The following is an 18,110-nucleotide window of genomic DNA, read 5'->3' on the forward strand; positions in this document are numbered from 1 at the left end:
GGTGCGGCTGATTCTCACGCACCGCAACGACTTCCCGGCGCGGGCGCTGGCGACCCGGTGGGGGAGCGAGGCCCTGCTGCTGACGGTGGACGAACTGCACCGCACGCGGTGGAATCTGGAGCTGGACTCGGACGGACAGGTGCGGACGGAGTTGGCCGACGAGTCCGGTGCGCCGGTGCCGGTGGACGGCGTGGTGAACCGGTTGGGCGTCGTCCGGCCGTCGGACCTGCCGCACGTGCATCGCGAGGACCGGCCCTATGCTGCCGCCGAGCTGACGGCGTTCCTGTTGGCCTGGCTGGACGCGTGCCCCGTGCCGGTGCTGAACCGGCCGGACTCGGGGTGGCTGAGCGGGCCCGCCTGGTACCCCGAGCAGTGGGCGGCGGAGGCGACCGCACTGGGGCTGCGCGTGGCGACGCGTCGGCAGCGGGTCGCGCTCGCGGCGGCCGAGCCGGTTTTGGTGTGGGACAAGGCGATCAGCGCCAGCGTGGTCGGTGACCGGTGCTTCGGCGACGTGCATCCCGCGGTGGGGGAGCGGCTGTGCGCGCTGGCCGATGCCGCCGGGGCGACGTTGCTCGCCGCGACCGTGGCCGGCCCCCGACCGGATGCCCAGGTGCGGGATTTCTCGACGTGGCCGGACGTTTCCGACCCGATGGTCGCGGATGCCATCGCCACCACGCTCGTCGGGGTGGCCCGATGACGATCCTGTTGTGGGGCTTGATGCGTGACCTGCCGCTCGCCGCCGTGCACCGGCAGCTGCGACGACTCGACGCGCCGGTCCGGTTCCTCGACCAGCGGCTCGTCCTCGACATGGCGCTGGATATCGGCGACCGCGACAGTGTGCATGTCCGTGGCGAGGAATTCGACCTCGACGCCGTGCACGCGGCCTACCTGCGGCCACACGAGAGCGCCCGGCTGCCGGCCGTTCTCGCCACGCCACCGGGCTCGCCCGAACGCCGGCACGCCGTCCACGTGGATCAGGCGCTCAACGCCTGGTCCGACCGCACGCCGGCGTACGTGCTGAACCGGCCGCGGGCCGCCACCAGCAACGGCTCCAAGCCGTACCAGCTGCGTGCCGTCGCGGCGGTCGGCTTCCGGGTGCCGCACACGCTGGTCACCACGGATCCGTTGCGGGCGGCGGAATTCCTGCGCGAACACGAGGACGTCATCGTCAAGTCGGTCAGCGGGGTCCGCAGCCGCGTGCGGCGCGTGGGCCGGTCCGATGCCGACCGGCTGGCGGACGTCGCCAACTGCCCCACCCAGTTCCAGCGCCGGGTGTCCGGCGTGGACGTGCGGGTGCACGTGGTGGGGGCGGAACTGTTCGCCACCGAGATCTCCAGCGCCGCCGACGACTACCGCTACGCACGCCAGCTCGGCTGCGCCGAACCGACGCTGACCGAGATCGACCTGCCGGACGACGTCGCCGCCCGTTGCCGTGCGCTGTCGGCGCGGCTCCAACTGCCTGTGGCCGGCATCGACCTGCGGCGCACCCCGGACGGCGAGTGGTTCTGCTTCGAGGTCAACCCGTCGCCGGGCTTCACCTACTACGAGTCGTCGACCGGCCAGCCCATCGCGGCCGCCGTCGCCGGCCTGCTCGCCGCGGCCGCCCTGTGCCGGCGGCGCGATCCGCTCCACCGTGAGGAGGTTCCCGCGTGACTGCGATGCAGTCTCGAATCCTTGGCCCTGAGGTTGACCGGACCCGGTTCGGCCTCGGCAGCGCGTACACCGTCGAGTTGTTCACGCCGGACGAGGTGGCCGAGGTCAGCTCGGCCGTGCGCGATGTGCCGGCCGAGCTGCGCCACGAGTGCTGGCGCACGTCCGGCGACTGCGGCATGGCGACGATCGGCGAGCCGCTGTACCGCAACCGGGAGCGCCTCGACTACTACGCCGCGAGCGCCCGGAGGGAGAATCTCCCGCTGTACCGGCATTTCCGGTTCGCGCACGAGCGGGTGGCCGGCTTCTTCGAGGAACGCTACGGCGTCCCCGTTGTCTACGCCGAGTCGCTGGCCGTCCCCGGCTTCCACGTGTTCACCTTCGACCGTCCCGGTGAGTACGACGGCGGCGGCTGGCACGTGGACGGGCTCTACGCCCAGGTGCCCTACCTCGCCGCCCGGCAGCGCGAGGTCGAGGGCGTCGTCAACTTCACCCTGCCGATCGAGGTGCCCGACGGGGGCAGCGGCATGGATCTGGAGGACAACCGGCCCGACTCCTTCCAGCCGGGCGGCGGCCCGGCCGTCACGGTGCCGTACGTGCCCGGTTCGTTGATGTTCACGGAGTTCGACCACTGGCACCGGATCGCCGGCTCGCGGTGTTTCGAGCCGGGGCAGCGCCGGGTCACCATGCAGGGTCACGGCGTGCGGTTCCGGGGTCGGCTGCTGCTGTTCTGGTGACGCTTGCCCTATCTATCGAAAGTCGATAGATTCCCATCGCAAATCGATGGGAGGATCGGTCGTGGGAAAGTTGACCGTGCAGGCGCTGCGCGCCGTGCTCGTGCTGGTGTTCGCCGGCACCGTGTTCGTGCAGGTGGGCATGGTGTGGGCGTTGATCTCCAAGCCGGACGACGGGACGCTGCCGCTGACCGCGTTCCGCGCGTTCACGATCGTCGGGATGCTGTCGGTCCAGGTCGCGCTGGTCTGCGTCTGGCGGCTGGTGGCGATGGTGCGCCGCGGCACCGTCTTCTCCCACAACGCCTTCCGGTACGTGGACGTCATGATCGGCGCGATCGTGGCCGCGGCCCTCGTGTGGTTCGCGGTCACCGCCGTCAACGCGCCGGGCCAGCGGGACGACCCGGGCGTCACCCTCATCATGGGCGGGATCGGCCTGGGCATCCTCGGGGTCGCGCTCGTCGTGCTCGTGCTGCGCACGCTGCTCGCCCAGGCCGTGCAGCTCCGCGCCGAGCTGGACGAGGTGATCTGATGCCGATCATCGTCGACATCGACGTGATGCTGGCCCGGCGCAAGATGTCCGTGGGCGAGCTCGCCGAGCGCGTGGGGATCACGCCCGCCAATCTGGCGGTGCTCAAGAACGGCCGGGCCAAGGCGGTGCGCTTCGCCACCCTGGCCGCGCTGTGCGAGGCGCTCGAATGCCAGCCCGGCGACCTCCTGCGCTGGGAGGCCGCCGAGACCGACGTCAGTGACGGCCGTGCAGCAGCGTCATGATCTTGCCCACCAGGGCGTCCGACTTGGCCGTGCGCCCGAAGGTGGTCAGTGCGAGCGGCCCGGAGAACCGTTGGCGGGCAACGGACTGCGCGTAGCAGAACTCGCGTAGGCCGTCGGGGCCGTGGATCCGGCCGAAGCCCGACTTGCCGACGCCGCCGAACGGCAGCGACGGGATCTGCGGGTAGTTGAAGACGCCGTTGACCGCGACCATGCCGCAGCGCAGCCGGTCGGCGATCTCGTTGCCGTGCCGGGCGGAGTAGACCACCGCGCCGAGGCCGTACCCGGTGGCGTTGGCCAGCGCGACGGCCTCGTCCCGGTCCCGCACCCGCGTCACGGTCAGCGTCGGGCCGAAGGTCTCCTCGGTGACGGCGACGGAGTCCTCCGGCACGTCCACCAGCACGGTGGGCTGCACGACCTGGCCGGTGATCGCGTTCAGGCCGCCGAGGACGGCGCGCCCGCCGCGGGCCAGCGCGTCGCCGATGTGCGACCGGATGACCTCCAGCTGGGACGGCATGGTGATCGGGCCGATCTTGGCGTCGGGATCGCTGCCGGCGCGCTGCTCGCCGGCGACGGCCAGCAGCTTGGCCAGGAACTCGTCGTACACCGCGGCGTGCACGTACAGGCGCTCGGTGCCGATGCAGGACTGGCCGGCGTTGGCCATGCCGGCCCATACCGCGGCGTCGGCGGCCGCGTCGAGGTCGGCGTCCTCGTCGACGATGAACGCGTCCTTGCCGCCGCACTCGGCGACCAGCGGCGTCAGCCGCTCCGCGCAGGCGGCCATCACCTTCGCGGCGGTCGCGGTCGATCCCGTGAAGGCGATCTTGTCCACGGCGCTGCGGCACAGCGCCGCGCCGGTGCTTCCGTCGCCGGTGACCAGTTGCACCACCGGGTGTTCCGGCACCACCTGGTTGAACGCGTCCACCAGCCAGGCGCCGGTGCCGGGGGTGAACTCGCTGGGCTTGAACACGACCGCGTTGCCCGCCGCCAGTGCGTAGACGATCGAGCCGAGCGGCGTGAACACCGGGTAGTTCCACGGGCCGATGACGCCGATGACGCCCAGCGGCTTGTACTCGACGGTGGCCCGCTGGTTCGCGGTGAGCATTCCCACCCCGGCCCGGCGCCTGCCCAGCACCTTCGGCGCGTTCTTCGCCGCCCAGGCGATGTGGTCCAGCGACAGCGCGACCTCCAGCGCCGCGTCCGAGTGCGGCTTGCCCATCTCGTTGTGCATCAGGCCGGCGAGCTGCTGGGTCCGGCGGGCCATGACACCGCGGAACTTGGCGAGCCGCTCCGCCCGCTCGGCGAACGTGAGCCCGCCCCACCACGCCGCGGCGCCCCGCGCCCGTGCGACGGCGGCCTGCACGTCGGCGGCGGTGTGGACCGGATACTCGCCGGCCAGGTCGCCGGTGCCGGGGTTGCGGACCTCGAACCCTGTGGTCATCGGGCGATCTCCTTCGCGGCCATCGCGGCCGGCTGTCGGCCGCGGATCAGGTCGGCGGCCTTCTCGCCGATCATGATGGTGGGGGCGTTGGTGTTGCCCCGGGTGATGCGCGGCATCACCGACGCGTCGACCACGCGCAGGTTCTCCGTGCCCACCACCCGCAGGTCGGGGTCGACGACGGCGGTCTCGCCGGTGCCCATCGCGCAGGTGCCGACCGGGTGGTACAGCGTCTGGGTGTGCGACTCGGCGTGCTCCCGCAACTGCTCGTCGGTCGGATCCAGGCCGAGGTCGGGCAGGTAGGCGCCGTCCAGGTACCGCGCCAGCGGCGTCTGCCGGGCGATGTCCTGCAGCCTGCGCAGGCCCGCGACCATGGCGTCCAGGTCGGTCGGCTCGGCGAAGTAGGCCGGGTCGATCTCCGGCTTCCAGCGCGGGTCGGCCGACCGCAGCCGCAGGCGGCCCCGGCTGGCCACGTCGACCAGCGTGGTCGCGGCGGTGAACATCCGCGCCACGGGTTCGCGCATGCCGTTGTCGTAGAACCCGGTCGGCGCGACGTGGAACTGCATGTCCGGCGCGGCCAGCCCGTCCCGGGTGGCGGTGAAGCCGCCGGCCTCGCCGATGTTCGACGCGAGCGGTCCCCGTCCGAGCGTCTGCCACTGCATCAGCCGGGCCGGCGTCACGTGGTCGACGGCGAGGTCGGTGGTGCCCTTGGTCCGCCACAGCAGCGGCGTGGCCGGGTGGTCGTGCAGGTTCTCGCCGACGCCGGGCAGGTCCACCACGGGGTCGACACCGGCCTCCCGCAGGTGCGCGGCCGGGCCGATGCCGGACAGCATCAGCAGCTGCGGCGAGTTGATCGCGCCGCCGGAGAGGATCACCTCCGCCTCGGCGAACGCGGACCGCTGCTCACCGGCGGCGGTGTAGCCGACGCCGATCGCGCGGGTGCCGTCGAGCAGCACGCGGGTGGCCAGGGCGCCGCTGCGTACGGTGAGGTTGGGGCGGGGGAGCGCGGGCCGCAGGTAGGCGTCCGCGGTCGACCACCGACGACCGCGATGGCACGTGACCTGGTAGAGCCCGACGCCTTCCTGGCTGGCGCCGTTGAAGTCGTCGGTGGCGGGCAGCCCGGCGGCGACCGCCGCCGCCACCCACGCCTCGCTCAGCGGATGCGTGTAGCGGCGGTCCTCGACGTGCAGCGGGCCGGCAGCGCCGTGCAGCGGCGCGCCGAGGCGGGAGTTGGCCTCGGCCCGTACGAAGTACGGCAGCACGTCGTCGTAGCCCCAGCCGACCGCGCCGAAGTCGCGCCGCCAGCCGTCGAAATCGGCCCGGTGACCGCGGATGTAGATCATCGCGTTCATCGACGAGCAGCCGCCCCAGGCCTTCATGCGCGGCCAGAAGGCGGTGCGGCGGCCCATGTTCTTCTGCGGCGTGGTCTCGTAGTCCCAGTCCCAGCGCGTCTTGAACAGGTTCGCGAACGCAGCCGGGATCTTGATCTCGTCGGCGTCGTCCGGCGGGCCGGCCTCCAGCAGCAGCACCGACGTGTGCGGGTCCTCGGTCAGCCGGCCGGCCAGCACGCACCCGGCGCTGCCCGCGCCCACCACGATGTAGTCGTACGTCTCCCGCTCGGTCATGCGCACCAGGGTGGACCCCGGCGGCGGCCGTAGTCTTGGGCCGGACGCCAACGTTGACCGGCCGCGCTGTGCGTTCGCACAAAGGGAGGCGCACGTGGGCGAGGACGCGGACTGGATCGCCGGCTTCGCCCGGCGCGGGCAGCGGCCGGCGGAGCTCGAGCGGCTCGTCCGCGGCATCGACGCGCAGATCATCGACCAGGTGCCGGAGTACGCCGCCGACGAGGAGCTGCGCCAGGACCTGCACGCCAGCACCCGCGCGCACTGGCGGAACTTCCTCGCCGTCGTCACCCGCGACGTGTTCGAGGTGCAGGTGCCGCCCGAGGTCTTCGACCTCGCCCGCACGCTGGCCCGCCGCGGCCTGGACCTCGCCGTGCTGCTGAAGACGTACCGGGTCGGGCAGCAGGCCCTGTGGGCCCACATCACCCGACTGCTGGAGAACGAGGTCGCCGACCCCGAGCTGCGGTCCGCGGCGCTGGTCCGGTTCTGGGGACGGGCGAGCCGGTGGCTGGACACGTCCATGGAGCTGCTGGTCGGGACCTACAGCGCCGAGCGGGAGCAGTGGCAGCGTGGGGCGCTGGCCCGCCGGGCCGAGGCGGTGCACGCCCTGCTGCGCGGCGAGCCGTTCGACTGCGACGAGGCGTCCGCGCTGCTGCGGCACCCGCTGCGCCAGCACCACACCGCCGTCGTGCTGTGGGCCGAGGACAACACGGACGTGGTCGGTGCGCTGGAGGGCAGCGCCGCCGCGCTGGCCGGGGCGCTCGGCGCCGGCGTGCCGCTGAGCATCGGCAGCGGCGCCCGTGGCCTCTGGTGCTGGACGGCCACGCCCGGAGCCGCTGACCTGGGGCGGCTGGACGAGGGCCTGCTCCGTCCCGGCGTCCGGGCGGCGATCGGCGGCACGGCGTGCGGCCTCGACGGATTCCGGCGCAGCCACCGCGAGGCGCTCGCCGCGCAGGCCGTCGCGATCAACAGCAGCCGGCAGCCGGCGCTGACCCGTTACGGCGACGTGGAGCTGGCGTGCCTCGCCGCCGGGCTCGGCGACGTGGACGCGCTGCGCATCATGATCCAGCGGGAACTCGGCGGACTCGCCGCCCCCGACGCCGCGACCGTCCGGCTGCGGGAGACCGTCCGGCTGTTCCTCGCCAACGCCGGCAATGCCGACGCCACCGGCCAGGATCTGAGCCTGCACCGCAACACCGTCCGCTACCGGATCCACCAGGCCGAGCAGCTCATCGGCCACCCGATCGACCAGCGGCGGATGCACCTCGAGCTGGCCCTGCACTGCGTCGAGGTCTACGGCGCCGACGCCCTCATCCCGTGACGGATCAGGCCTTGGCGTTGCGGCGGCGGTCGCGCACGTAGACCGTGGACTGCTTGCCCTCCACCGGCGTGCGGCGGTCCACTTCGAACAGCGTGGTCGCGGTGATCAGGTCGCTGAGCTTGGAGTAGCCGTACGTGCGGGAGTCGAACTCGGGGCGCTGCTTGGTGATGATGTTCCCGACGGCCGACAGCGTGGCCCAGCCGTCGTCGTCGGACGCCGCCTCGACCGCGTTGCGCAGCAGGTTCACCAGCGTGGTGTCGCCCTTGAGCTGGCTGGCCGAGGTGGTCTTCTTCGCCGGCCGCTCCGCCTCGGCCGGCGCCTCCTCGGTGTAGGCGAGGTTCTCGACGTAGATGAACTTGTCGCAGGCGGCGACGAACGGCTTGGGCGTCTTGCGCTCGCCGAACCCGTAGACGGTCAGCCCGGACTCGCGCAGCCGCGCGGCCAGCCGGGTGAAGTCGGAGTCGCTGGAGACGATGCAGAACCCGTCGAAACGGTCGGAGTACAGCAGGTCCATCGCGTCGATCACCATCGCCGCGTCGGTGGCGTTCTTGCCGGTGGTGTAGGCGAACTGCTGGATCGGCTGGATGGACTGGGCCAGCAGGTGGTCCTTCCAGCCCTTCAGGTTGGTGCCGGTCCAGTCGCCGTAGGCCCGCTTGACGTGGGCGGTGCCGTACTTGGCGACCTCGGCCAGCAGCGCCTCGGTGATCGAGGGCTGGGCGTTGTCCGCGTCGATGAGCACCGCCAGCTTCGCGGCGTTGTCGCTGGTCACGGCCATCCGCCGCCTCCTGTGGTCCGAGCGTGCCGGCCGCCATTATCCGATCGGCGGTCCCGGTGCGCGCGATCAGGGGCCGCCGGCGGGCCTAGCGCCACTGCTGGTTGCTCTGGCCGTTGCACGTCCACAGCTCGACCTGGGCCCCGTTCGCGGTGTAGCCGCCGGTCACGTCCAGGCACAGTCCCGATTGGACGCCGGTGATCGTCCCGTTCGGGTTGATCCGCCAGCGCTGGTTGTCCTGGCCGTTGCAGGGCCAGATCGTCACCTGTGTGCCCGGTGCCGTGCCCTCTTGGTAGGCGTCCATGCACACTGTCGCGCCGGCCAGCGCAACTGTCAGCTGGCCGGAGGGGGTTCGCGTCCAGGACTGGTTGGGCCGGCCGCTGCAATCCGAGATCTGGAGCGGCGTGCCCGGCATGGTGGTGGAGTTCGGCACGTCCAGGCACTTGCCCGCGCCCACCGCCCGTATCTGGTTGCCGGCGGGTCGCTGCGTGGAGCCGGGCGGCGGTGGAGGTGGCGGAGGCGCCGGGTTCGGCCTGGTCGTGGTGGCCGGCGGTGCGGTGACGGTCGGGGCGGGGGCTTGCGGCGGCGCCACGGCGTCGAACGTGTAGGCGGGCGTGCCGGTGTCGACAGTGGACGTCGCCGTGGCCGGTAACGTCCACTCCAGCGACGGCACCGGTTCCGCCACCGGTTCCGGCGACGACGAGCTGGTCGCCAGGAAGATCACCACCGAGCACACCAATGCGCCGGCCGTCGCCGTCCACACCACCGCCGCGTCGACCCGCTGCCGCTCGTCGTGTCGTGGCTGATCTTCGAAGGGGTTCATAGCGCGCGGAGCATACCCACGCCCTTTCTTTCCCCCGCAACGAGATCGCCTCGTCGACAGATTCGACGTCCCGCGCCAAACTAGAACCTGTTACAGTTCTTGTCGTGATCTTCGATCAGTTGCGGGTGACGGACCACGTCGCGGTGGTCACCGGAGCGGGCCGTGGCATCGGTGCGGCGACGGCGGTGGCGCTGGCCGAGGCCGGGGCGGATGTGGTGATCTCCTCCCGTACCGAGGCCGATCTGCACGACGTGGCGGCCCGGATCGAGCAGGCCGGCCGCAAGGCGCATGTCGTGGCCGCCGACCTGAGCGACCCCTCCGCCGCCGCCGACCTGGCTCGCGCCGCCGTGGACGTGCTGGGGCGCCTGGACATCGTCGTGAACAACGTCGGCGGCACCTATCCGCGTCCGCTGCTGGACACCAGCGTCGAATTCCTCGAAGCCGCCTTCCGCTTCAACGTCTCGACCGCCCACGCCCTCACCGTCGCCGCCGTTCCGTCGATGCTCGCCACCGGCGGCGGCGCCATCGTGAACATCTCGTCGGTGATGGGCCGTGTCGCCGGCCGTGGCTTCGCCGCGTACGGCACCGCCAAGGCCGCCCTTGCCCACTACACCCGCCTCGCCGCCGCCGATCTCGCCCCGCGTGTCCGCGTCAACGCCATCGCCGTCGGCTCCGTCGCGACCTCCGCCCTGGACGTCGTCGTCGGCAACCCCGAGCTGCGGGCCAAGATGGAGGCCGCCACCCCGCTGCACGTCATCGGCGACCCCGACCACATTGCCGCCATGGTCCTCCACCTGGCCTCGCCCGCCGGCGGCTACATCACCGGCAAGGTGATCGAGGTGGACGGCGGCCTTCAGACCCCCAACCTGGAGTTCGGCCTCCCCGACCTGTGACCTGGTCTCAGCTCGCCGGGTGGTGTGAACACCGGCAGCCCGTCGACGATCTCCACCGTCCACCGGGTGTGGTGGATCATTCTGTGGTGCATCGAGCAAGCCAGTACGAGGTTGTCGAGGCGGGTGGGTCCGCCGTCGGCCCAGTGGATCACGTGGTGTGCGTGGCATTGCCTCGGTCGGCGATGGCATCCCGGGAACGCGCAGCCTTTGTCTCTGACGATCAAGGCCCTGCGCATCGGAATGGGCACGGTCCGGGAACTTCGGCCGATGTTGATGGGCGCGGAGTTTTCTTCGAGCACCATGCGGAAGGCTTTGCTGTCGCAGGCGATCCGTCGCCCAGTCTCGGCGTCGACCGGTTCGCCGTCTTCGAACTCGCCGCCGCGCAGTCCCTGGAGGAAATCCCGGATGTGCATCGTGATCGCCAGGTGCGGCCGCTCGCCACCCTCGTCGGGCAGGTTTTCACTCCCGGCCGCGAGTTCGATCATGTCGGCGAACGCGTCACCTTGCCGCTGTGGGGTGGTGCGGGTGTCGTCGGCCTTCGGCTTGGCCAGTGGGCTGATCAGAGCGGCGAGCATCGCGCCGCTTTCGGAGTCGATGGTGCCCCGGAAGGCGACTGACCCGTCCGGGCGGTTGTTGTAGTGGAACTCCCGCTTCGGCCGTGCGGGGTCGTCTCTAGGTTCGGGTCCGTCCTGGTCGAGTAGGACGAGGATCCGTTTGGCGGCTAGGCGGAAGTGATGCAGTGGGAGGTGGGTGTTGTTGATCAGTTCGGCTTCGACCTCGTCCCGGTCCAGGACCGGCGCTTGGGCAAGTGTCTGATCGAGGACGGTGAGCCTGTCGGCGTCCAGTTCGCCGGCGCGTGCCGCGTCCCGGACCGCTTCCCTGCCAAACAGTTGCGCATGCGCGACGATCTGCAACGCATCCTTCTTGGAAACGCGCAACTGGGTCTGCACCTGCGCCACCATCGACACTCGGTCTTCCTTCGAGCGTCCGGTGCGGTTCCACAGCTCTGCGACCATCTCCACCAGTCGGACGTAGGCAGACTGGCGGATCTTCTGGGCCTGATCGCAGGCGTGCCAGAGCGACGTGTCGTCCATCCGCCATGCGGCGGTGGCATCCCAGGTCGCTTCCATGTCCCCATTCTACCGCCCTGAACGGGCGGTTTTCGTTGCTGGACATAGATATACACGATGGAGTGAGGGTTCTGAACGCTTGTGGTAAGCGCTTTCCGAAATGCTGGAACCACCTAGCGTGCGCCCCGCCTGAAACGAGTGAACTGGGCAAGGAGTGCGCAGGCCCGCAACCACCGCACTTGGTGTCCGAAAGCGCGCGTGGTCAACCGGCAGCAAGGGCGGAGCGGTGGGCGGGGAACCTAACGCGCCGACGTCGCGGGCTACCGCCGGGCGGGGCGTGTGAATGCGTCAGAGGGAAAGAAAAGAGGTGGGAGAGGAAGGTGGAAGGAGAGAGAGGATGCCGGTCTTACCCTTCCCCGTCCAACAACTCCAGCACCTTCGCCGCTAGCGCCGCCGGATCGCCGTCTTCGGGCCGCAGCACCAGGGCGGCCTCGCTCGGCACCTCGTATGGAGCGTCAACCCCGGTGAACCCCTTGATCTCCCCGGCGCGGGCCCGCGCGTACATGCCCTTGGGGTCCCGGGCCTCGCACACCTCAACCGGCGTATCCACGAACACCTCGAAGAACGGAAGCCCGCCGGCCGTGTGCCGCGCCCGGACCAGATCGCGGTCGGCGCGGTACGGCGAGATCAGTGAGACGATGGCGACGACACCGGCGTCGGCGAACAACTGCGCCACCTCGCCGACTCGCCGCACGTTCTCAGCCCGGTCGCCGGCACTGAAACCCAGGTCGGCATTGAGCCCGTGCCGGAGGTTGTCGCCGTCGAGCAGATACGCCGGACGTCCGGCGGCGACCAGCCGGCGCTCGACCTCGGTGGCGATGGTGGACTTCCCTGAAGCCGACAAACCGGTGAGCCACAAGGTCATGCCCTGCGACGCGCGGTCGGATCTGCGGACGGCAGCGGGATGCCAGACGATGGACGCGCTCGGTTCGGAGATCATGCCGGCGGCGACGGTGTTGTTGGTCGCGTCGTCGACGAGGATGAAGCTGCCGGTGGAACGGTTGCGGCGGTAGGCGTCGAACAGCAGGGGAGTCTGGGTGCGCAGACGCACGCGGCCGATCTCGTTGAGGGACAACGATTCGGCTGTCTCGTCGCGGTGCAGGGTGTTGATGTCCATACGGTAGACGAGCTCCTGCACCTCCGCCCGGACGGAACGGGTGGTGTGCCGCAAGGTGTAGCGGGCGCCGGGAGTCAGCGCAGAACGCTCGGTGAGCCAGCAGACCATCGCGTCGATCTCCTGACCGACATGCGGCCTGTTGTGCGGGCGGCAGATCAGGTCGCCGCGCGCGACGTCCAACTCGTCCTCGAGTTGCACGGTGATCGCCTGCGGCGGGAAGGCCTCGTCGACGACATCGCCGCCAGGGCCCCGGACAGAGCGCACCCGTGAGCTGAAGCCGGCGGGCAGAACCACTACCTCGTCGCCGGGTTTGAGCACACCGCCGGCAACAGTCCCCGCATAGCCCCGGAAATCCCGCGTGCGGATCACGTATTGGACGGGAAGCCGCGCGTCGATGAGGTTGCGGTCGGAGGCGATGTGCACCTCCTCCAGGTGGTGCAGCAGCGAAGTTCCCTCGTACCACGGCATGTTGGCGCTGCGCTGCACGACATTGTCACCGTGCAGCGCGGAGACCGGCACGAACGCCAGGTCGGCGACGTTCAGTTTCATCGCGAACCGGCGGAAGTCCGCGCGGATCTCCTCGAACCGCTCGGCGGACCAGTCGACGAGATCCATCTTGTTCACGCACAGCACGAGGTGCGCGACGCCGAGCAGGCTGGCGATGAACGCGTGCCGCCGGGACTGCTCGACGACGCCCTTGCGCGCGTCCACGAGAATCAGCGCCAGGTCCGCGGTCGACGCGCCGGTGACCATGTTCCGGGTGTACTGGACGTGTCCCGGCGTGTCGGCGATGATGATCTTCCGTCGGGGCGTGACGAGGTAGCGGTACGCGACGTCGATCGTGATGCCCTGTTCGCGTTCGGCCCGCAGTCCGTCGGTGAGCAGCGCGAGGTTGAGCTCCGCCTCGCCGCGCTGACGGCTGGTGTGCTCGACCGCCGCCAGTTGGTCGGCGAGGATGGCTTTGGAGTCGTGCAGCAGCCGGCCGATCAGGGTGGACTTCCCGTCGTCGACGCTGCCCGCGGTGGCCAGCCGTAGCATCAGAAGTACCCCTCCTTCTTGCGATCCTCCATACCGGCCTCGGAAATCCGGTCGTCGGCACGGGTCGCCCCGCGCTCGGTGATCCGGCTGGCGGCGACCTCGGCGAGCACCGCGTCCGCGCTGGCGGCGGTGGATTCCACGCACCCGGTGCAGGTGGCGTCGCCGACGGTGCGGAACCGCACCGAGGCCTCGAACGGCTCCTCGCCCTCCAGCAACTCGATGAACCGACTGTGTGCCAACAACATTCCGTCCCGATGGAACACCGGACGCCGGTGGGCGTAGTACAGCGACGGGAGTTCGACGCCTTCGGCCCGGATGTACCGCCAGATGTCCAGTTCGGTCCAGTTGGACAGTGGGAACACGCGGATGTGCTCGCCCTTGCGGTGCGCCCCGTTGTACAGGTTCCACAGCTCGGGCCGCTGGTTGCGCGGATCCCACTGCCCGTACTCGTCACGGAAGCTGAACACCCGCTCCTTGGCGCGCGCCTTCTCCTCGTCGCGCCGCGCGCCGCCGAACGCGGCGTCGAAGCCGTTCTCGGCGATGCCCCGCAGCAGTGTCACGGTCTGCAACCGGTTCCGGCTGGCTCGCGGCCCGGTCTCCTCGACGACTCGGCCGGCGTCGATGTCGTCCTGGACGGCGGCGACCACCAGGCGCACGCCGAACCTCGCGACCGCGCGGTCGCGGAACTCCAGCACTTCGTCGAAGTTGTGGCCGGTGTCCACGTGCATCACCGGGAACGGCACCGGCGCCGGCCAGAAAGCCTTGGCCGCCAGGTGAAGCAGCACCACGGAGTCCTTGCCGCCGGAGAACAGCAGCGTCGGACGCTCGAAGGTCGCCGCGACCTCGCGCAGCACGTGCACCGACTCGGCTTCCAGCATCCGCAGCGGGGACAGTTCGTATGCAGTGGTCACGTTCGACCCGCCCTTCCCGTCGGAAGGAAATTAGAACAGGTTCTTGTTCTCGGTCAACCGAAGGCGGAACCTGGACGGCGCCACTTCCGCCAGAGGAGGACCCCGATGGACCTGATCGCGCTCGAGGAGATCCGCCGGCTCAAACACCGCTACCTGCGCAGCCTCGACCTCAAGCGCTGGACCGAGTTCGCCCTGACGCTGACCGTCGACGCCACCGCCGACTACGGCACCCCGGTGTACGGGGACCGGATCGCGCTGGCCGGCCGGGAGGAGATCGCCACGTACATGAGCCGCCGGCTGGGGCCGGAGGTGATCACCGTGCACTTCGCCGCCCAGTCCGAGATCGACGTCGACGGCGACGAGGCGACCGGCACCTGGAACATGCTGGACACGGTGATCGCGACCGAGCGCAAGGTGGTGATCCAGGGCTCCGCGTTCTACGAGGACCGCTACCGCCGAGGCGAGGACGGCGTGTGGCGGATCAGCCACACCGGCTACGACCGCACCTACGAGGCGATGTCCACGTTCGCGGACATACCGGGCTTCAAGATCACCGCCAACCGGTGGGCCGCCGCCCGCTGACCTGCTCGGTGACCGCGTCGGCGGCGGCCGCGAGCGCGTTGCCGCGCCGGGCGATCTCGGCGCCGGTGAGGGCGCCGCCGACGTACAGGGTGAGCACGAGTTCCTGGGCGCCGTCGGCGTCGAACGTCGGCGCCGCGATCAGGCTCACGGGATGTCTGCGCCGGGTGGCGAGGTCCGCGCCGAGGTACACCCGCTCGCCGAGGCTGGACACCATCTCGCCGACCAGGTCGCGCACCTGCGCCGGCAGGTCGTACGCGGCGACGCCGGCCATCAGCGAGTGCAGCCGCAGGCCGGCGGGGGACAGGCTTTCCACCAGATAGCCCCGTTCCCGGCACTCGTCGACGACCTGCCGCAGGTGCGCGCGGTCGATCCGGGACGGCAGCGTCGGCGGCCGGGCCAGCCACTCGTCCAGGGCCCGGTCGCCGCCCCACAGCACGTACATCAGGCCCACCGGCGGCGCGAACGGATAGGTCTGGCCGACCTTGATCGTGGCGGCGGCCCGCGTCGGACCGGTGCGTTCCAGCACCATGATCTGCTCGCCGACCACGGCGGACGCCGCGCACACGGTGTCGTAGCGGGCGCTCAACTCCACCAGCTCGGGTCGGGCCAGCGCCGACGCCGTGAAGTCGTTCTGGGCCGCCCGGCCGGCGGCGATCAGCGCCGGCCCCAGCCCGTACGCCTTGGTCACGGCGTCGTGCACCAGGTAGCCGCCGCGGGTCAGCGCGGTCACGATGCCCAGGCAGGTGGGCTTGGCCAGGCCGACGCCGCGGGCGAGTTCGGACAGGCCGAAGCGCTCGCCGCGGCGGGCGACCATGAAGTCCAGCACCGCGACGACCCGGTCGGTCGGCGGCGACTGCCGGCTCACCATTGCCAACGCCTAGAACGCGTTCTAGCCTGGCTGTGCTGCGTTCTGTACCGCATCGGTCCATATTTGTACCGATGCCCCGAGGCGTCAAGGGAGTCGCCCCCGTGCTCACCCAGCCGTTCGCGGACGCCGTCGTCGAGGCGGAGAAGGTCATCGCCGACGCCCCGCACATCCGGACCGAGCAGGACCTCGTCGAGGGCTACGACTACCTCGCCGGCAGCATCCGGGCGTCGCTGCAACTGGCCTGGGCCTACCAGCGCGACTTCCCGTACTTCGTCCGGTCCACCGGCCCGTACACCAAGCTGGGCCTGGACAACCCGGACACCCTCTACTTCCACGCCTATCTGCGCGACGACCGCGAGTACGTGGTGACGGGCCGGCGGGGGAGCACCGCCGACCTGAGCTTCCAGGTGCTCAACGGGGACTACTCCCCGGTCGACGTGCCGGACAGCCTGACCGCGTTCGACGACCGGGCGATCGAGATCGGCGACGACGGCGCCTTCGAGCTGCGATTCGGGCCGGCGAAAGCGAATCCCGGCCCGAACTACTTCACGCTCGGGCCCGGGTCGGCGATGCTTGTCGTCCGGGAGGTGTTCAGCGACTGGGACGCCGAGCAGCCCGGCAAGATCCGCATCCACCGGACCGGCGCGACCGACGCGCCGCCGCCGCTGACCCGAGACGTGCTCACCAAACGGTACGGCGTCGCCGGCAAGATCCTGCTCAGCCGGCTGCGGACGTTCCTCGCCTTCCCCGAGTGGTTCTACCTCAAGCTGCCGGTCAACACGATGACCGAGCCGCGGGCCACGCCCGGCGGGCTGAGCACCCAGTTCTCCTCGGTCGGCCACTACGACCTCGCCGAGGACCAGGCCATGATCGTCACCGTGCCGGCGTCGGACGCGCCGTATCAGGGCTTCCAGCTCGGCAGCATGTGGTACGTGTCGCTGGACTACATCAACCACCAGACCAGCCTCACCGCCGACCAGGCGCGGATCGACCCGGACGGCAAGATCCGGTTCGTCGTCGCCGAGCGCGATCCCGGGCTGGCCAACTGGTTGGAGTGCACCGGCCACGCCCGCGGCTATCTCCAGATCCGGTGGCAGCGACTGTCCAGGCAGCTGACCCGCGAGGACGGGCCCGAGGTGGAGGTGGTGAAGGTGGACGAACTCCCGGACCGGCTGCCGTTCCACGAGCAGGCGCGGGTCACGCCGCAGGAGTACGCCGCGCGGATCGCCGCGCGCCGGGCCGCCGTCGCCGACCGGATGCTGGGCTGAGGCGATGATCGTCGGACGGGAGAGTGTCGGCACCGTCGAGGATCTGCACGCGTCGGCGACGAAGATCACCGGACTCGAGGAGTTCGGCGACGACGACTACCGCGACGGCCTCGCGGTGCTGCTGGAGTCCTACGCCCGCGACGCGCGGCTGACTCCGTTGGGCAACAAGGTGATGCGCAGTTTCCTCCGGGGCGCGCTGGTGGCCCGGCTGGTCAGCGAGGCCGCGTGGCGGCAGCATCCGGAGCACGCCGAGGTGCCGATCGAGCGGCCGATCTTCGTGACCGGCCTGCCCCGCACCGGCACCACCGCGCTGCATCGCCTGCTCAGCGCGGATCCGGCGCACCAGGGCCTCCAGGTGTGGCTCACCGAGGTGCCGCAGCCGCGGCCGCCGCGGGAGACGTGGGCCGGCAACCCGGTGTTCCAGGCGATCGAGGAGAACTATCGCCGGCATCACGTGGAGCACCCGGAGTTCATGGGGCTGCACTACATGTCCGCCGACGAGGTGGAGGAGTGCTGGCAGCTGCTGCGCCAGTCGATGCGGTCGATCTCGTACGAGTGCCTGGCCCACCTGCCGACCTACTCGGCCTGGCTGGACGGCCAGGACTGGACCGGCGCGTACCGCCGGCACCGCCGCAACCTCCAGCTGATCGGGCTGCCCGACCGCGATCGCCGATGGGTGCTCAAGAATCCCAGCCACCTGTTCGCCCTCGACGCCCTGTTGGCCGTGTACCCGGACGCGCTGGTGATCCAGACGCACCGGTCGCCGCGGGTGGCCATCGCGTCGGTGTGCAGCCTGAACCAGCAGGCCAGCGCCGGCTGGTCGACCGTGTTCGACGGCGAAGTCGTCGGCCGGGACCAGTTCGAGTTGTGGGCCCGCGGCCTGGAGCGGTTCACCGCCGACCGCGCCAAGCACGATCCGGCGCAGTTCTTCGACGTGCACTACGACGATCTCGTGGGCGATCCGATGGGGACGGTGCGGGCGATCTACGCGCATTTCGGACTGACGCTGACCGAACGTGCGGAATCCGCGATGGCGGCGATGCACGCGGACAACTCCTCGGGCCAGCGCCGGCCGGCCCATCGCTACCTGTTGTCGGACTTCGGATTGACCGGCGAGGAGGTGGACGAGCGTTTCGCCGACTACCTGGGGGCGCACGGCCGGTGAGACACTGGCG

18 protein-coding genes are annotated in these 18,110 nt (G+C 70.7%); 10 read left to right on the plus strand and 8 right to left on the minus strand.

Translation table 11 applies throughout. The annotated features are described in order from the left end of the window. Position 1: 1 nt before the first annotated feature. From BCF44_RS21220 to BCF44_RS21240, 5 genes are all read left to right on the plus strand, one after another. Entirely contained in the window at positions 2 to 697 is a 696-nt protein-coding gene (locus BCF44_RS21220; protein ID WP_116176107.1) for a hypothetical protein, read from the plus strand. After that, entirely contained in the window at positions 694 to 1,653 is a 960-nt protein-coding gene (locus tag BCF44_RS21225) for an ATP-grasp domain-containing protein (protein WP_116176108.1), read from the plus strand. The genes BCF44_RS21220 and BCF44_RS21225 overlap by 4 nt, the downstream gene beginning before the upstream one ends. Continuing rightward, positions 1,650 to 2,387: a hypothetical protein gene (locus BCF44_RS21230; RefSeq protein WP_147328569.1), complete on the plus strand. Its 738-nt coding sequence runs from the start codon at positions 1,650 to 1,652 to the stop codon at positions 2,385 to 2,387. Before BCF44_RS21225 ends, BCF44_RS21230 begins: the two co-directional genes overlap by 4 nt. Before the next feature lie 61 nt (positions 2,388 to 2,448). Then, on the plus strand, positions 2,449 to 2,913 hold the full coding sequence (locus tag BCF44_RS21235) for a DUF2975 domain-containing protein (RefSeq protein WP_116176110.1): 465 nt from the start codon (positions 2,449 to 2,451) through the stop codon (positions 2,911 to 2,913). Beyond that, on the plus strand, positions 2,913 to 3,155 hold the full coding sequence (locus BCF44_RS21240) for a helix-turn-helix domain-containing protein (RefSeq protein ID WP_116176111.1): 243 nt from the start codon (positions 2,913 to 2,915) through the stop codon (positions 3,153 to 3,155). Before BCF44_RS21235 ends, BCF44_RS21240 begins: the two co-directional genes overlap by 1 nt. Here the strand turns inward: BCF44_RS21240 and BCF44_RS21245 are convergent. Further along, positions 3,127 to 4,593 (minus strand): aldehyde dehydrogenase family protein, encoded by a 1,467-nt coding sequence (locus tag BCF44_RS21245; protein ID WP_116176112.1) that lies wholly within the window; start codon positions 4,591 to 4,593, stop codon positions 3,127 to 3,129. The genes BCF44_RS21240 and BCF44_RS21245 overlap by 29 nt on opposite strands. Beyond that, complete coding sequence (locus BCF44_RS21250) at positions 4,590 to 6,215, minus strand: GMC family oxidoreductase (protein ID WP_116176113.1); 1,626 nt, start codon at positions 6,213 to 6,215, stop codon at positions 4,590 to 4,592. Before BCF44_RS21250 ends, BCF44_RS21245 begins: the two co-directional genes overlap by 4 nt. Before the next feature lie 94 nt (positions 6,216 to 6,309). On the opposite strand from BCF44_RS21250, the gene BCF44_RS21255 reads away from it, so the two are divergent. Then, positions 6,310 to 7,533: a PucR family transcriptional regulator gene (locus BCF44_RS21255; protein ID WP_170217660.1), complete on the plus strand. Its 1,224-nt coding sequence runs from the start codon at positions 6,310 to 6,312 to the stop codon at positions 7,531 to 7,533. Between the two features lie 4 nt (positions 7,534 to 7,537). On the opposite strand, the gene BCF44_RS21260 is transcribed toward BCF44_RS21255, so the two are convergent. Together BCF44_RS21260 and BCF44_RS58565 are read right to left on the minus strand one after the other, a co-directional pair. After that, complete coding sequence (locus BCF44_RS21260) at positions 7,538 to 8,308, minus strand: NYN domain-containing protein (RefSeq protein ID WP_246015362.1); 771 nt, start codon at positions 8,306 to 8,308, stop codon at positions 7,538 to 7,540. A gap of 85 nt (positions 8,309 to 8,393) precedes the next feature. Beyond that, positions 8,394 to 9,128, minus strand: coding sequence for an RICIN domain-containing protein (locus tag BCF44_RS58565; RefSeq protein ID WP_116176115.1), 735 nt, complete (start codon positions 9,126 to 9,128; stop codon positions 8,394 to 8,396). 104 nt (positions 9,129 to 9,232) lie between these two features. Here BCF44_RS58565 and BCF44_RS21270 point away from each other — a divergent pair, with 104 nt between their 5' ends. Next, the gene (locus BCF44_RS21270; RefSeq protein WP_116176116.1) at positions 9,233 to 10,021 is read left to right on the plus strand and encodes an SDR family oxidoreductase; all 789 of its coding nucleotides are present in this window, start codon (positions 9,233 to 9,235) and stop codon (positions 10,019 to 10,021) included. Here BCF44_RS21270 and BCF44_RS21275 read toward each other — a convergent pair. The 3 genes from BCF44_RS21275 to cysD all read right to left on the minus strand — a co-directional run bounded on the left by BCF44_RS21275 (position 9,982) and on the right by cysD (position 14,217). Then, positions 9,982 to 11,151 (minus strand): HNH endonuclease signature motif containing protein, encoded by a 1,170-nt coding sequence (locus BCF44_RS21275; RefSeq protein WP_116176117.1) that lies wholly within the window; start codon positions 11,149 to 11,151, stop codon positions 9,982 to 9,984. The two genes, BCF44_RS21270 and BCF44_RS21275, sit on opposite strands and share 40 nt — an antisense overlap. 346 nt (positions 11,152 to 11,497) lie before the next feature. Beyond that, complete coding sequence (gene cysC / locus BCF44_RS21280) at positions 11,498 to 13,306, minus strand: adenylyl-sulfate kinase (RefSeq protein ID WP_116176118.1); 1,809 nt, start codon at positions 13,304 to 13,306, stop codon at positions 11,498 to 11,500. Continuing rightward, a complete protein-coding gene (gene cysD, locus BCF44_RS21285) occupies positions 13,306 to 14,217 on the minus strand; it encodes a sulfate adenylyltransferase subunit CysD (RefSeq protein WP_116176119.1) in 912 nt (303 codons plus the stop codon). The genes cysC and cysD overlap by 1 nt, the downstream gene beginning before the upstream one ends. A gap of 105 nt (positions 14,218 to 14,322) precedes the next feature. Between cysD and BCF44_RS21290 the strand changes: the two genes are divergently transcribed. Beyond that, positions 14,323 to 14,799, plus strand: a complete 477-nt coding sequence (locus BCF44_RS21290; protein ID WP_116176120.1) for a nuclear transport factor 2 family protein — start codon at positions 14,323 to 14,325, stop codon at positions 14,797 to 14,799. Here the strand turns inward: BCF44_RS21290 and BCF44_RS21295 are convergent. Further along, entirely contained in the window at positions 14,768 to 15,667 is a 900-nt protein-coding gene (locus BCF44_RS21295) for a helix-turn-helix domain-containing protein (protein ID WP_116176121.1), read from the minus strand. The genes BCF44_RS21290 and BCF44_RS21295 overlap by 32 nt on opposite strands. 71 nt (positions 15,668 to 15,738) lie before the next feature. Between BCF44_RS21295 and BCF44_RS21300 the strand changes: the two genes are divergently transcribed. Continuing rightward, positions 15,739 to 16,935, plus strand: coding sequence for a hypothetical protein (locus BCF44_RS21300; RefSeq protein WP_116176122.1), 1,197 nt, complete (start codon positions 15,739 to 15,741; stop codon positions 16,933 to 16,935). A 4-nt stretch (positions 16,936 to 16,939) separates the two neighbouring features. Next, a complete protein-coding gene (locus tag BCF44_RS21305) occupies positions 16,940 to 18,100 on the plus strand; it encodes a sulfotransferase family protein (protein WP_116176123.1) in 1,161 nt (386 codons plus the stop codon). The last annotated feature ends 10 nt before the right edge of the window (positions 18,101 to 18,110 follow it).

Source organism: Kutzneria buriramensis, from assembly GCF_003387475.1.
GTDB lineage: Bacteria > Actinomycetota > Actinomycetes > Mycobacteriales > Pseudonocardiaceae > Kutzneria > Kutzneria buriramensis.